Source organism: Synechococcus sp. Minos11, from assembly GCF_014279855.1.
Taxonomy (GTDB): domain Bacteria; phylum Cyanobacteriota; class Cyanobacteriia; order PCC-6307; family Cyanobiaceae; genus RCC307.
Genome location: NZ_CP047953.1, coordinates 2,118,939 through 2,132,902, shown reverse-complemented (window position 1 = coordinate 2,132,902; position 13,964 = coordinate 2,118,939). Strand labels below are relative to the sequence as shown.

At 55.4% G+C, this 13,964-nt stretch carries 12 protein-coding genes; 4 read left to right on the top strand and 8 right to left on the bottom strand.

From position 1 onward, the window contains the following. Positions 1-65: 65 nt before the first annotated feature. Both SynMINOS11_RS12035 and SynMINOS11_RS12030 read right to left on the bottom strand, forming a co-directional pair. Positions 66-1,973: a CHASE2 domain-containing protein gene (locus SynMINOS11_RS12035; RefSeq protein ID WP_186548783.1), complete on the bottom strand. Its 1,908-nt coding sequence runs from the start codon at positions 1,971-1,973 to the stop codon at positions 66-68. Next, entirely contained in the window at positions 1,970-3,397 is a 1,428-nt protein-coding gene (locus tag SynMINOS11_RS12030; protein ID WP_186548781.1) for a mechanosensitive ion channel family protein, read from the bottom strand. Before SynMINOS11_RS12030 ends, SynMINOS11_RS12035 begins: the two co-directional genes overlap by 4 nt. 89 nt (positions 3,398-3,486) lie before the next feature. Here SynMINOS11_RS12030 and SynMINOS11_RS12025 point away from each other — a divergent pair, with 89 nt between their 5' ends. Continuing rightward, a complete protein-coding gene (locus SynMINOS11_RS12025) occupies positions 3,487-3,834 on the top strand; it encodes a DUF3307 domain-containing protein (protein WP_186548779.1) in 348 nt (115 codons plus the stop codon). Between the two features lie 5 nt (positions 3,835-3,839). Here SynMINOS11_RS12025 and SynMINOS11_RS12020 read toward each other — a convergent pair whose 3' ends face one another. The 3 genes from SynMINOS11_RS12020 to speA form a co-directional block, all read right to left on the bottom strand. Further along, positions 3,840-4,622: a methylglyoxal synthase gene (locus SynMINOS11_RS12020; RefSeq protein WP_186548778.1), complete on the bottom strand. Its 783-nt coding sequence runs from the start codon at positions 4,620-4,622 to the stop codon at positions 3,840-3,842. Positions 4,623-4,684: 62 nt separating this feature from the next. Beyond that, the gene (locus SynMINOS11_RS12015) at positions 4,685-6,010 is read right to left on the bottom strand and encodes an ATP-dependent 6-phosphofructokinase (RefSeq protein WP_186548776.1); all 1,326 of its coding nucleotides are present in this window, start codon (positions 6,008-6,010) and stop codon (positions 4,685-4,687) included. Between the two features lie 86 nt (positions 6,011-6,096). Next, positions 6,097-8,019: a biosynthetic arginine decarboxylase gene (gene speA / locus SynMINOS11_RS12010; protein WP_186548774.1), complete on the bottom strand. Its 1,923-nt coding sequence runs from the start codon at positions 8,017-8,019 to the stop codon at positions 6,097-6,099. A 133-nt stretch (positions 8,020-8,152) separates the two neighbouring features. Between speA and ndk the strand changes: the two genes are divergently transcribed. Next, positions 8,153-8,611, top strand: coding sequence for a nucleoside-diphosphate kinase (gene ndk, locus SynMINOS11_RS12005; protein ID WP_186548772.1), 459 nt, complete (start codon positions 8,153-8,155; stop codon positions 8,609-8,611). Here ndk and thiO read toward each other — a convergent pair. Then, positions 8,587-9,726: a glycine oxidase ThiO gene (thiO, locus tag SynMINOS11_RS12000; RefSeq protein ID WP_186548770.1), complete on the bottom strand. Its 1,140-nt coding sequence runs from the start codon at positions 9,724-9,726 to the stop codon at positions 8,587-8,589. The two genes, ndk and thiO, sit on opposite strands and share 25 nt — an antisense overlap. A gap of 16 nt (positions 9,727-9,742) precedes the next feature. Then, a complete protein-coding gene (locus tag SynMINOS11_RS11995) occupies positions 9,743-10,315 on the bottom strand; it encodes a cyclic nucleotide-binding domain-containing protein (protein ID WP_186548768.1) in 573 nt (190 codons plus the stop codon). Between the two features lie 85 nt (positions 10,316-10,400). Between SynMINOS11_RS11995 and gatB the strand changes: the two genes are divergently transcribed. Further along, positions 10,401-11,882: an Asp-tRNA(Asn)/Glu-tRNA(Gln) amidotransferase subunit GatB gene (gene gatB / locus SynMINOS11_RS11990; RefSeq protein WP_186548766.1), complete on the top strand. Its 1,482-nt coding sequence runs from the start codon at positions 10,401-10,403 to the stop codon at positions 11,880-11,882. Here the strand turns inward: gatB and coaE are convergent. Further along, a complete protein-coding gene (coaE, locus tag SynMINOS11_RS11985) occupies positions 11,872-12,513 on the bottom strand; it encodes a dephospho-CoA kinase (RefSeq protein ID WP_186548764.1) in 642 nt (213 codons plus the stop codon). The two genes, gatB and coaE, sit on opposite strands and share 11 nt — an antisense overlap. Here coaE and argJ point away from each other — a divergent pair. Then, positions 12,491-13,726, top strand: coding sequence for a bifunctional glutamate N-acetyltransferase/amino-acid acetyltransferase ArgJ (gene argJ, locus SynMINOS11_RS11980; RefSeq protein ID WP_186548762.1), 1,236 nt, complete (start codon positions 12,491-12,493; stop codon positions 13,724-13,726). The genes coaE and argJ overlap by 23 nt on opposite strands. The last annotated feature ends 238 nt before the right edge of the window (positions 13,727-13,964 follow it).

The window sequence follows — 13,964 nt, the reverse complement described above, 5'->3', positions numbered from 1 at the left end:
CGAGAAACGTTTTCTTGCCATTCTTTAGACAATTTTCTCAAAGCTAGCTAGTTAAGCTTCTTGCGCTAGGGAAGGTGGACGCTTGCAACCGTGTACACGTGTTGGTGTGCTTGACCTCGTATAGGAAATTCTCCTAGATCTTCTAGATTCCAAGTTGGCTTCAGTAAGTTGGCAACTGCCTCGCTTAAGACGATGGTTTTTTGACATTCTTTAGCTACTTTTTCAAGCCTGCTCGCTGTATTAACTGCGCTACCTATGACTGTATAATCCATCCTCGAGCTTGAACCAATATTGCCACTGATAACACTGCCAAAACTCAAGACAATGACTTGTTCCCAGCTTGGCTCACCATCTTTCTTCCATTGTGAGTTTAATGTTCGCAATCGCTTCTCTATGTCTAGTGCGGCACGGATCGCTGACTCAGCTTCCTGCTGATTGCCTCGATGGATCGGTGCGCCAAAGACAGCCAAGCAGGCATCTCCAATGAACTTGTCTACTGTCGCACCTTCCTGGTGTAAAGCATCAACAACCTCAGTGAAATAGTAATTTAAGCGCTTGACTAAGTCAGGGACTCGCTTCGCTTCGCTCATTTGCTGCGTAAATGACGTGAAACCTCGAATATCGCTCATCAAAATGACAACATCAGCTTGCTGTCCTCCGAGTAATTCATCGGCTTCTTCTGGTTGGCTAGCAATTTGGGCGGCCACTGCAGGTGAGAGATAGCGTCCTAAACTGTTCCTTAAACGGCGACGTTGCCATTGCAGCTTCAAGGTAGCTTCGCTGCTGCTAACAATCCCAGTCATGAGAATGGCTCCTGACAGCGTTAGTAGCCTTACACCAAGGCCAAGTTGGGCAATGAGTGCAAAGCCAATCAATAAAAAGCCTGCAGAAATCGCGGCCAAGGCTGCAAGACGAGTAATCGGTTTCTCCCAGCGCTCCACACTAATTGCTGTAGTAATCACAACTAGCCCTAGGAGGCATGACCAAGCCCACGAATTGGGCTGGAAGAGCAAACTCCGTTGCTCAAGACGATTGGCTAATTCAGTGGCGTGAATTTCCACGCCTGGCATCCCTGTTTGACCTGAAAAAGCTGTTTGGTGTAAGTCCTGGAGCACCGCTGCTGTGGGACCAATTAGCACAATGGCCTGATCAAAGATTTTGGACTCTCTAAGTTGTTGAAAACGGTCTGGATCGAGAACATCCCAAATAGGAATGGTTGGAATGGTCCCAGCAGGTCCATACGGATCCAGTAAGGACTGCCAACCATGCCATGGAGTTTCTGCGGCTATGGGATGCCCAGCGGCTTCTAGTAACGAAACAGCTAGACTGCTAGGAACTGACGAACCTAGGGTGGTTTTGAGTTCCTTTGCGTAGTCATTTGGACGATGCCTGATTGCCCCATCACGATCCATATAGCCGTTCAAAAGGCCAAGTTGGAACTGGCTTCCATCGCCTACAAGATTTCGATGTGGTGTGTGTAAGCTCAGACCTGCAATATTGCCGCGACTTTCCAGCACTTGCGCTCCCATAACGACTGTTGGAATGTGTTGCTGCAGGGCTATCGCTAGGGCATCGTCATCGGTCTTGCCATGACTACTTGGGGTGTCTAGTAAGAGGTCCAGTCCAACTGCCTTAGCACCGGACTCCACTAGTCGTTCGATGACCAACCCGTAGGCCTTTCTTGGCCAAGGCCAAGACTGTAGTGTTTGTAGTTCAGCCTCTTTGCTGAGATCACTATTGGCTGCCTGCACGAGACTGAAATCGTCAATTCCAACGATCACGACCCGATTGGGCACTTTTCGGATACCGCGGAGTTCTTGAGCCTCCTCCATCAGTCCGAGCTCTAAGCGATCGAGTTGTTGGGGAAACAGCAGAGCGAGCGAGCTCATGGAAGCACCAAGGCCCAGAATGAGCCAGCGTTTGGAGGCCCATTGCAGTAGCAATTTCCCTTTGGTTTTTGTGGTTGCTTTCATTGGAGTAGTTGTGAGAATATTTTTCGCATTCTCTGGATCACATCTTGCGATGAACGAGGTACTACTTGTGATTCCAGCTGCTTAAGCTCTTTTTGCCGCAGGCTGATTAAACGGCCAAAGCTTTCTAATAGCTCGGGCTTTTGCTCCATCAGTTTGGCTAGTGTATTTCTGCTTACCTCTAAAACTTCAACTTCAGAAATGCTGCGTACGGTGGCATTGCGAGGTTCCGCTGTAAATAATGTCATTTCTCCGAAGATGTCGCCTCGGTATAAGTCAGCAACGTCTAATCCATTCGTAGAGTCAGATGACCTGCTTACTTTTGCCTTTCCGTCAAGCAGTATAAAAAGTGAATCGCCAGGCTCATCCTCGCCGACAATGATTTCTCCTGCCCCGTAGCTATGAATCGCGCTGAGATCAACAAGCTTTTGTTGCTGTTCTGAGGATAAAATAGCAAATAGGCTATTGCATTGTACTAACTTGACTGCATTTTCTTCGCCGTTATTTTTTGCCTTGCGTCCCTGTTGGATTTGATGAAGCCTAACATCGCGGATGGGAAAAGGAATGCTCAGGCCTGCTCTGCCTAGTGCATACCAAAGCTGTTCTTTGAGTTCACCTCGAAGCCGTAGTTCTTGTTCATAGCTTTCTTGCCAAACCAGCCATTCGTAGTTGATTGAACTCTCGTCAAATGCATGAATCCGAACCAACGAAGCAGGGCTTTTTAGTACTAAAGGATGATGCTCTGAAATACGCAGCATGAGTTGTCTTGCTTGCTCAGGAGGTACGCTGTAGTCCAAGCCAATAAATAGTCGATTCCCATAAATTCCATTGCTTGTGAAATTACGGACTAGGCTTGAACTCACTGTCGTGTGAGGCATGACTAGTCGTGATCCGTTACGAGATCTCAACTCAACATCTCGCCAGCTAATGGATGTGACCTGCCCGACCTGATCATCAATCTTGACCCAGTCACCCTCCTTAATGACTTGTTCAAGTTGTATGCTCAATCCGCCAATAAAATCTTTCAATGGATCTTGAGCGGCAAGGCCTAAAACAGCAGTGAGTACCGCTGAAGTTGTGACAAGGCCAATGAGGTCAATTTGGGACTGTTGGCGTAGGTTAATGATGATCAGCAGTCCGCTTCCAGCGATAAAAAGAACATCTCTTAGGATTCTTGGGGTATGGGGTAGGAGATGAAACCTCGGCAAAAGTTCTAATAGCAGCCAAACTAACAATCTGCTTGCTGTAACTGCATAGATGACTTGGCTAATAATGGCTAGCTCTGCTCTTGCTTGATTAATAACCAGCAGATTTTGGCTTGATTGTGCTACTGCCCAGGCAACGAGTGCAATCGATGCTAGTTGCCAAGGGAAGCGAGGTATGTGCAGCTGCTTGGAGAAGCGATTCAACAAAAAGCTGATCAGCACGCCCGATAGGGCTGTCACCCATTCAGACACCCAGGTCATGGTCGCCAGGCCTTTGTCATGTCATTTTGTCCTTAGAAGCTTTGCAGTGCATGGGATTGGTCGATTTACTCTTGCTTCTGGTGATGGGGCATTTCCTTTGCGACTTTCCATTGCAAAGCTCCCAAATGGCCATTGAAAAATGTCCAGGTTGTGACAAGGCGTTGCCCTGGCCTTATTGGCTGATCTCGCATGGAGCTGTTCATGGCTTTGCTGTTGCCCTCTTGACTGGTATCCCCTTGCTCGGAGCGGCAGAGTGGTTCTTCCATTGCGCTATTGATTTTTCTAAGTGCAGATTCGGGTTCTCGTTATTGTTTGATCAACTGTTGCATCTTATTTGTAAGTTTGTTTGGGTAATGATTGCTTTGTCTTTAACCTTTGGGTCATCACCACTGCTTTGAGCGGCTTATGAACTTGTGTGTTCGCTTAGGCTTAGCGATTTTAATAAGTGAATTCCACTCCCCTTGTTGCTAGCCATCGGGATATGGCAAACGTCACAGACACGTTGCAGTGCACCAACATCCATGAAATGCGGTTGCGCTGTTAGAGGATCTGGGAAAAACAACACTGCTTGAACTAACCCCTCAACGACCAATGTGCCGACTTCTTGATCTCCTCCTGTAGGTCCGGAGTGAACCACTCGAGAAATGTTTAGTCCTACATCATTTTGCATACGATCTCCTGTGTGCTTAGTGCTTAGCAGGGGCTGATGACTGAGATAGTCGCTGAATTTATTGGCTACTTCAACGAGATCATCTTTGCGTCCATCATGGGCGACTAATGCGATGTATGGTTTGCTATGAAAACGGTTTCTTAGACGGTCGCTTTGAAGTCGGTTGAGTGTTTTTAATATCTCGGGACCTTTGGTTTCATTTTGGATGTAAGTCCAGAATTTTTCTGGCGTCAATTGCGTGCTACTTACATTGCCAATGCATTGGACCTTGGCATTCGTTTCTCTCCCGGTCAGTAATGACTGTTCGCCAACGATTGTTGGGCCAGTCAGGATTAATTCGCTGCCCTGTGGTGTCGTGATTTTGACGCGCCCACTCTGTATAACAAAAAGGTCAGTCTTGGACTGCCCAGATTCGATTAATGTTTCTCCATCCATGTGATGGATCGTTTTCTCTTGGCTTGCTTCCCCTAAGTTGACTAGTAGCTGATCAAATGAGGTATCACTAGTTGAGTCCATAAGAACAGATTTATGGTCGTTGACCTCATTATGACTCCACTTCTGAACTGCGCAGCTTGGCTTTAGTCCTTGTTAGGTTTTTCTTGTTGAGTTGCGCATAAGACCCCTTTCCAGAGAGCGCCATCGAGGTCCACCATTCTTCGCTCCTTTGTTGCCAGTGCTATGGGGACATGTGTAAAAAAATTATTCCAGTAACCAATGAGAAGATTTGTTTTACCTGCCATGGCTGCGTGCACTGCATATTCAGCTAGTTGATAGCAAAATACCGCATCTGCCGCATTAGCTTGCACGCTCCTGATGTGATAACTCGGATCAAGATATTTGATGCTAACTGGGTTGTTGATTTCCTTGAAGTGGCTGGCTATGCAGTTTTTCAAAAGCTCTCCGATGTCCTCTTTGAGAATGTTTCCAGATTGGTCCATGCGCTGGTTTGAGTTGCTGAAGAGTTCTTGTCCAGCCCCTTCGGCCACGACCAGGACGGCGTGGTTGTTTTGATCAAGTCTCTTCCCTAGCGCAGCGTATAAGCCATTAACACCATCAAGTTCTACAGGTATTTCAGGAATCAAACAGAAATCCACGACTGAGTTGGCCAGTGATGCAGTCGCAGAAATGAAGCCAGAATCACGGCCCATCAATTTGACGATTCCTACTCCCCGTTCTGCCCCTTCAGCTTCGCTATGGGCGCATGTGATGATTTCGCTAGCAACTTGAACGGATGTTTCAAATCCGAAAGTCTTTTCAACAAAGCCCAAGTCGTTGTCAATCGTTTTGGGAATCCCAATTACGCTGATTTGTGCCTTGCGTCGCATCGCCTCCTCGGCGATCGCTTTGGCTCCTTTGAGTGTTCCATCGCCTCCGATGCAGAAGAGTAGATTGATTCCCTGCTCTTCGAGCTCATCTACCATTTCACAGGGATCTTGATTTCCGCGTGAGGAACCAAGAATGGTTCCCCCTTGTTTGTGGATTTGATCGACGACCCTTGAATTCAAGGTGGTCGCTTCTGTTGTGGCTTTTTTAGTTAAGCCCTTATAGCCATATCTGATCCCAATGATGTGGTTTATTCCATATTCTTTTTCGAGGACGTTAACGACTCCCTTGATGACATTATTCAGCCCTGGGCATAGTCCGCCACATGTGATAACGGCGGCTCTGCTTTGCTTTGGCGCATGGAAGAGTTTCTGTCTCGGGCCTGCCTTTTCAAAGCTGGGAAATGTCTTGCAATTTTTGATCTGGCTTTGAATATTTTTAACTTGGCTTGAGAAGCTAATTCTGTCATCTTCGTCGATGAAAACTTGTTGCTGAATTGGAGTCTCGTATGTTCCTTGGCCGAGTGCATCAATGCGAAAGTCAAATCCATCCGGGTTGGCCAGAACGTGCTCATAAACCATCGCTGTTCACTGCCCTCGTTAGTTGAAATTTGGCTCTTGCCTCCCGGACTGGCAACCACAGATTGGTTAAGGCAAACGGCTCTCTGTTATTCCTCGAGGTAGGTGGTTTGCCGCAGGCTGCCTTCCAAGTGCTGCATCAAGCGCCTAGCGGCACTGATGGAAAGATCACCGCTACCGATGGCTTCTTCGCTGGCTTGCCGCAGTCGTTCCAGCAGAGCTTCAGGGTCATGCTCCATGGCCTCGAGCACATCGGAGTTGGTTTGGCCGCGCACCACATGCTCGACCCGGTAAGGCCCCCCCGGGCTGAGGCGTATTGAGACGGCATTGGTGCTGCCAAAGAGGTTGTGCAGGTTGCCCATGACCTCCTGATAGGCGCCGCCAAGAAACAAACCAATCCAGTAGGGCTCGCCGTCTTTGAGCTCATGGAGTTCGAGCAACGGCTTGGCGCTGCCGCTGGAGATAAAGCGGGCCAGCTTGCCGTCGGAGTCACAGGTGAGGTCGGCAAAGCTGCCGAGCTCTCTTGGTTGCTCCTCCAACCGGTGAATTGGCATCACCGGGAACAGTTGATCAATGGCCCAGGTGTCGGGGGCCGAACGGAAGACCGAGAGGTTGGCGTAGTAAGTGCTCGCAAAGGCAGCCTTGAGGCCTTTGAGCTCATCGGGCAATTCGTCTTCGCCAGGCAGGAGCTCAGCGATGGCACTGCAGCAGGCCCAGTAGAGCTGCTCGGCTTTGCCCCGTTCGGTCAGGCTCAAATAGCCCAGACGGAAAGCGGCCAGGGAGTCATCTTTGAACTTGAGCGCGTCGTTCCAGGCTTCCTGGAGGTTGTCGGGCCCGATTCCAGAGAGAGTTTCGCGCAGGTTGCGCACGATCAAGGCCTCACCTTCCACCGCCTCGGGGATGGATGGTTGGTTGACGCCGCTTTGCCCCAACACGTTGAACACCAGCACCGAGAAATGGCTGGCGATGGCACGGCCGCTTTCGCTCACCAGAGTGGGGACGGCAATGCCCTGGGGTTCGCAACACTCGCGGATGGTGGCCACCACATCGTTGGCGTAGTTCTGCAGCGAGTAGTTCGTTGATGCCGCTGTGGCGCTGCGGCTGCCGTCGTAGTCGACGCCAAGGCCGCCGCCCACATCCAGGAAGCCCATCGGTGCGCCCAGGGAAGCCAGCTGCACATACAGCTGACCGGCCTCCTGCAAGGCGTCTTTCAGCACGGCGATATCGCAGATCTGGCTGCCGACGTGAAAGTGCAGCAGACGCAGGTCACCGAGTAGATCGGCGTCACGCAGGGCTTCCACCGTCGCCAGTAGATCAGGGATGGAGAGACCGAACTTGGCTTTCTCGCCCACCGAACTGCCCCAGCGACCGGTGCTGCGGGTCGACAACTTGGCCCTTACGCCGATCAAAGGTGCTGCCCCAAGGTTGCGGCTGGCTTCGATGATGCGCGGCACCTCATCGGCTTGCTCGATGACAACCACGGGCTGACGCCCCAGTTGACGCGCCAGGATCGCCGTTTCGATGTAGCGCTGGTCTTTGTAGCCATTGCAGATCAGCAGCGCCTTGGGGTCATCCAGCAGCGAGAGCGCAATCAGTAGTTCTGCTTTGCTGCCGGCCTCCAGGCCGAAGTGCCAGCGGCGGCCGCTTTCCACCAGTTGCTCCACCACGTGGCGCTGCTGGTTGCATTTCACCGGGAAAACGCCTTGGTAGTGGCCGCCGTAGCCGTACTGGGCAATGGCCCGCTCAAAGGCGCCATGTAGCCGCTCTAGGCGGTCTTCGAGGATGTCTTCAAAGCGGATCAGCAGCGGCAACTGCAGATCGCGGCTCTGCAAGCCCTCCACCAGCTCCACCAGATCCAACGACCCGCCGCGATCACCGCGGGGCTGCACCAGCACGTGGCCGCGCGCATTGACGCTGAAATAGGGATCACCCCATTGATCGAGCCCATAGAGCTGAGCGCTGGCGGCCGGCGTCCAGTTCTGCTGTTCCACCTGGCTTGGGGCCACCACCATCGACGCCGCCCATCAATTGATCTGATGAGTGAAATGTAGGAAGGCTCGGCCGTCTGCGCTCCCACTGATGTGGGTGTGCTTGCCAAGCGGTAGGGCGGCCACGGACGATGGCGCCCGTCTTACCAGCCAAACCATGTCCACCGAACGGACTTTCATTGCCATCAAGCCCGATGGCGTCCAGCGCGGTCTCGTCGGAGAGATCCTTGGCCGCTTCGAGCGCAAGGGCTTCAAGTTGGTGGGCCTCAAGCAGCTCACCGCGAGCCGAGAGCTGGCTGAGCAGCACTACGGAGTGCACAAGGAGCGTCCGTTCTTTGCTGGTTTGGTGGACTTCATCACCTCCGGCCCTGTGGTGGCCATGGTTTGGGAAGGTGATGGCGTGATCGCCAGCGCCCGCAAGCTGATTGGTGCCACCAAGCCCCTGGAAGCAGAGCCCGGCACGATCCGCGGCGATCTGGCGGTCAACATCGGCCGCAACGTGATCCATGGCTCCGATGCTGCCGAAACCGCTCAGTTCGAAATTGGTCTGTGGTTCCAGCCCTCCGAATTGAATGATTGGACTCCTTCTGATCAGGGTTGGCGCGTTGAGGGCTGATCCCCTCGGTTAAATCGGTCCCAAGCAAAGGCCCCCAGTAGTGCCGCGTCGGCGCTGCTGGGGGTTTCTTGTGTGATGGCCCCCGCCAGCAGCTCTGCGGTGATGGCCGCTAGCAGCACGCCATTGCGGTGGTGGCCGCAGGCCAGCCATAGCCCTGCCATTGGGCTTGCCCCCAGCAGTGGACCCTCATCGGGTGTGCAGGGGCGAAAGCCCCACCAGCGCTCCATCGGTGGCCATTGGCTGGCTTCCGGCAGCAACGCGGCGATACCGGCCTCGAGTTGTTTTTGTCCTTCAGGTGTTAGCCCTTCGCTGAATCCGGCGTCTTGTTCGCTGGTGGCTCCCACCACCAACAGTCCGTCTTCCCTGGGCACCAGATAGGTGCCCGGGCCAAATAGCACCCGCCGCAGGGCTTGGCGCGGGGCTTGCAGCGACAGCATTTGGCCTTTGACCGGGAACACTGGCAGCTCCGGCAGCAGTTGGCCGCTCCAGGCGCCACTGCAGAGCACGGCCTGCTGGCAAGGCAGCAGTTGCAGCTCGCCGTCAGCTCGCCGCAGGCTGATCGCTTGCAGAGCGCCTTGGCCATCGGCTTGCAGGCTTTGAACTTCAGCGCCTTCTTCGAACTGCACCCCCAGCCGTGAGCAAGCCCGCTCCAAAGCGCGCATCAGCCGCCGGCGGTTATCGATTTGGCCGTCCTGCTCAAACAGCAAGCCTGTGCTCCAGCCTTTGGCAATACCGGGGATTTCACGTTCCAGTGCATCTCTGTTGAGCGCGACGCCGCAGCTGGCTGTGGGGAAGGCATCCCGCTCCAGCTCACTGCGAAACGGCACAACGATGCCGCAGGGCCTATACCCGCAATCCAGATCGCTATCGGCTTCTACTTGCTGCAGCCAGCTCGGCACCAGTTCCAAGCTGCGTTGGCCCAAGGCCAGTAGGTGTCCGCTGAGGCCTTCGGCGTGGGGGGCCAGCATCCCGGCAGCGACAAAACCAGCTGCTTCGCTGCGGCGGCGGCTGATCACTAAAACGCTTTGGCCGCGCCTGGCTAGCTGATGGGCCAGGGCCAGGCCCATCAAGCCACCTCCAAGCACCATCACGCCAGACGAAGAGGTGCGGCTCATCGGTGGCTGCACGTGATCAGGAAGGCTTGGCGATTGATGCTCTCAGGCTGCCCAACAACTCAGCAGCTCGCACCATGCTCTCAGTGCTGCCATTCAGCTTTTCAAGGATGGGTGTGAGGGCTTCTGCATCGTTCGCGGCGCAAGCTTCCAGTCCATCCAGCAGCAAGCCAATCATTTGATTGCTCTGGCGGCAGCGTTCACTGCTCATGTGCAGCAATTCGGCTGAGAGGTCGCCATCAAAGAGCAGGGCATCCAGTACTGCAGCCCTTTCGATACTCAGCAACACGGTGGGTTCTTCTACAACCCTGACCCTGGCGCTGTGCTCCCCACCGCCAAAGAGAGCCATCTCCCCCAACAGATCTCCAGGCCCGACTTCGGCCAAGGTGCGCATGGCTTGACCTGGAAGCTGCTGCTCTACGGCAAGGCGGCCTTGGCTAACAATCAAAATTCGGGTTGCGCGGCTGCCTTGCTCAATCACCACGCTGTTGAGCGGCGGCTGCAGCTTTTTGGCTTTCAGCTCATCGATGTGCGATTCCAGCAATAACTGCAAGCGTTGTCGCCAGCTACTGGCCTCTGGTGTGGCAGACACCCCTGCGGGTATGCGGTTAGGTCAATGCTGATCAGGATCTCTTTGGTTCCATAGGATCTCGGTAATTGCTTCACAGAGACGGCCCATGGCGGCAGCTGCAACTCAACCGGCTTGGGAGGCCGTGATCGGCCTCGAAACCCACGTGCAGCTGGGAACGGAGAGCAAGATTTTTACTGCCGCCTCAACTGCTTTTGGCGATGACCCCAACACCCACATCGATCCTGTGGTGTGCGGCCTGCCAGGCACCTTGCCAGTGCTCAATAAAAAGGTGCTCGAGTATGCGGTGAAGGCAGCCCTGGCGCTGAACCTTGAGATCGCCGAGCACAGCAAGTTCGACCGCAAGCAGTACTTCTATCCCGATCTGCCAAAGAACTATCAGATCTCCCAGTTCGATGAGCCCATCGCTGAAAACGGCTGGATCGAGGTGGAAGTCGCCGAGAAAGGCAAAGACACCTACCTCAAGCGCATTGGCATTGAGCGGCTGCATATGGAAGAAGACGCCGGCAAGCTCGTGCATGCCGGCAGCGACCGCTTGGCTGGCTCAACCCACTCCCTGGTGGACTACAACCGCGCCGGCGTGGCCCTAGCGGAGATCGTGAGTAAGCCCGATCTGCGCACCGGCCGTGAGGCGGCGGAATACGCCTCCGAGATTCGCCGGATCATGCGTTATCTGGGTGTTTCCGACGGAAACATGCAGGAGGGCTCGCTGCGTTGTGACGTGAACATCTCCGTGCGGCGGGGGCCGGATGCTCCCTTCGGCACGAAGGTGGAGATCAAGAACATGAACTCCTTCTCGGCGATTCAGAAGGCTTGCGAGCACGAGATTCAGCGGCAGATCAAGGCCTATGAAACCGGCGAGCCGGTGGTGCAAGAAACGCGCCTGTGGGACGAGGGCAAGCAGCTCACCAAGAGCATGCGCAGCAAGGAAGGATCCAGTGACTACCGCTATTTCCCGGAACCGGATCTTGGTCCAATTGAGGTGAAAGCCGATCAGCGCCAAGCCTGGCTCGATGAGCTACCGGAACTCCCGGCTGCCAAACGCCATCGCTACGCCGATGCCCTGGGGCTCTCCCAATACGACGCCCGCGTGCTCACCGATGAGCGGCCGATGGCGGAGTATTTCGAAGCCGTGGTGGCTTCCGGCGCTGACGCCAAGTTGGCCGCCAACTGGATCACGGGAGATATCGCTGCCTATGTGAATTCCCAGCGCTTGAGCTTCAGCGAATTGCCCTTCCGCCCCGAGCAGCTCGCCGAGATGGTGCAGCTGATTGATGGCGGCAAGATCAGCGGCAAGATCGCCAAAGAAATCCTGCCGGAACTGCTGGAGAAGGGCGGCTCCCCGAAGGCCATCGTCGATGAGCGCGGTTTGGGGATGATCAGCGATCCTGCTGCCATCACCGCCATCGTCGATGAGCTGCTGGCGGCCCATCCCGATGAGGTGGAAGCCTTCCGCGGCGGCAAGAACAAACTGCAGGGCTTCTTCGTTGGTCAGCTGATGAAGAAGACCGGCGGTAAGGCTGATCCCAAGTTGGCGAACCAAATCCTTAGTCAGAAGCTCAAGGGCTGAGGGCGTCTTCCAGCTGCGCATTGAGGGCAGCGGCATCTCCGCGGTTGCTAATCAACACATCGGCGAGAGGACGCTTGCGGGCTAAGGGCCACTGGGCATTCATGCGCGCTTGCGCTTCTGCTTCGTTGAGTTGGTCGCGGGCCATCAATCGCTGCAGCTGTTGGCTTTCATCGCAATCCACCAGCCAGGTTTCACTGCAGAGCGCTTCAAGCCCGCTTTCAAACAGCAGCGGAATCATCAGCACCACAGCAGGGTTGGTGTCCAGCTGCACGAGCTCCTGGTCAAAGCGCTGGCGCACGATTGGGTGCACCAGTTGCTCCAGCCAGCGGCGTTCGTCTTGGTTGTTGAACACAATCGCTCCCAAGGCGCGGCGATCCACCACCCCACCGCTGCTCACCACCCCAGGGCCAAAGCGCTCAAGCACCGCCTCTGTGGCGGGTTGGCCAGGTTCTAAGGCTTGGCGCGCGTAGAGGTCAGCGTCGAGCACCGGCAGGCCATGGTGCTGTTCAAGCAGCCGCGCGGCGCTGCTCTTACCAGTGGCAATGCCGCCAGTGAGGCCGATGCGGCGCTGGGCCACGGGAGAATGGTGCAGTGTGTTGGGTTGGATGATGACGCACCCCTGGCGTGCCATCGAGGGTGGGATCACGGCACCGGCTGGATTTCAGGCTGCCGGCATCACTGCCGGGCTCAAGGCCAGTGGCCGCTCTGATTTGGCCTTGTTGCTGGCACCAGCCGGAGCGGTTTGCGGGGGCAGCTTCACTACCAACCGTGTTCGCGCGGCGTGCGTTGATCTCTGCGCGGAGCGGCTCGAGGCCTCAGGCGGCAAGGCGCAGGCGGTGCTGATCAACTCCGGCCAGGCCAATGCCTGCACGGGCGACTTGGGCTTGATCGATAGCCACAGGGCCACCCAGGCAGTGGCTGATCAGCTGGGGCTGAGCCAAGACGAGGTGCTGATCTGCTCCACCGGGGTGATTGGCGTGCCGATTCCGATGGACACGCTGCTGGCCGGGGTTGCGCCATTGGTGTCGGCCTTGGGTTCATCGCCCCAGGCAGCGGCTGCGGCAGCTGATGCGATTCTCACCACTGATCTGCTTGATAAGCAGGTGGCCCTGGAGGCCGAGCTCGGAGGCCGCACCGTTCGCATTGGTGGAATGGCCAAAGGTTCGGGAATGATTCATCCCGACATGGCCACGATGCTTGGGTTCTTTAGTTGTGATGCAGTCGTGCCAGCGGATGTGTGGCAAGCGATGGTGCGCCGTGCGGTGCAGCGCTCGTTCAACAGCATCACCGTCGATGGCGACACCAGCACCAACGACACCGTGCTGGCTTATGCCGCCGGAGAGCCATTGGCGACTGAGCACCACAACGCCCTCGAGCAAGGGCTGACCACGGCGATGCAGCAGTTGGCCCGCGCCATTGCCCGCGATGGGGAAGGGGCCACGTTGCTTCTGGAAGTCCAGGTGGAAGGCGCTGCCGATGAAGCGGCAGCCCAGGCCATTGCCCGCACGGTGTGTGGCTCCTCGCTGGTGAAGACCGCAGTGCATGGCCGCGATCCCAACTGGGGCCGCATCGTTGCGGCGGCTGGCCGCGCTGGGGTGCCAATGGATCCTGATGCCGTGGCCCTTTGGCTCGGCGAGCATCAGCTGATGGCCGCTGGTCAGCCGTTGGCATTCGATCGCGCAGCAGCCAGCGCATATATGCGAGAGCGCGCGGCGAGCACGTATTTGCTGGATGACACGGTCGTGATTCGCCTGGTGGTTGGCCAGGGCCCAGGCACGGCAACGGCCTGGGGCTGCGATCTCTCTGATCAATACGTGCGCATCAACGCCGACTACACCACCTAGGCTCAGAACCACTGCAGTGCAAGGGATATTAGCCGCGGCCAAAGTCTGGTTACAGTTTGGTTACAGTCTTCAACCACTTAAATTTGGGACTCAATAACGGGAACAGATCGCGACTGACCAAGGGAAAGCCGCTCCACAGCCCTCAGAGCAACCAAAGGGGTGCCATGGGGGGGTGCTCGGCCCTGCTGGGTCGTTAAAGGCGGCTAGGAAATTTGCGGCAAAAACAACCGGAAAGCAC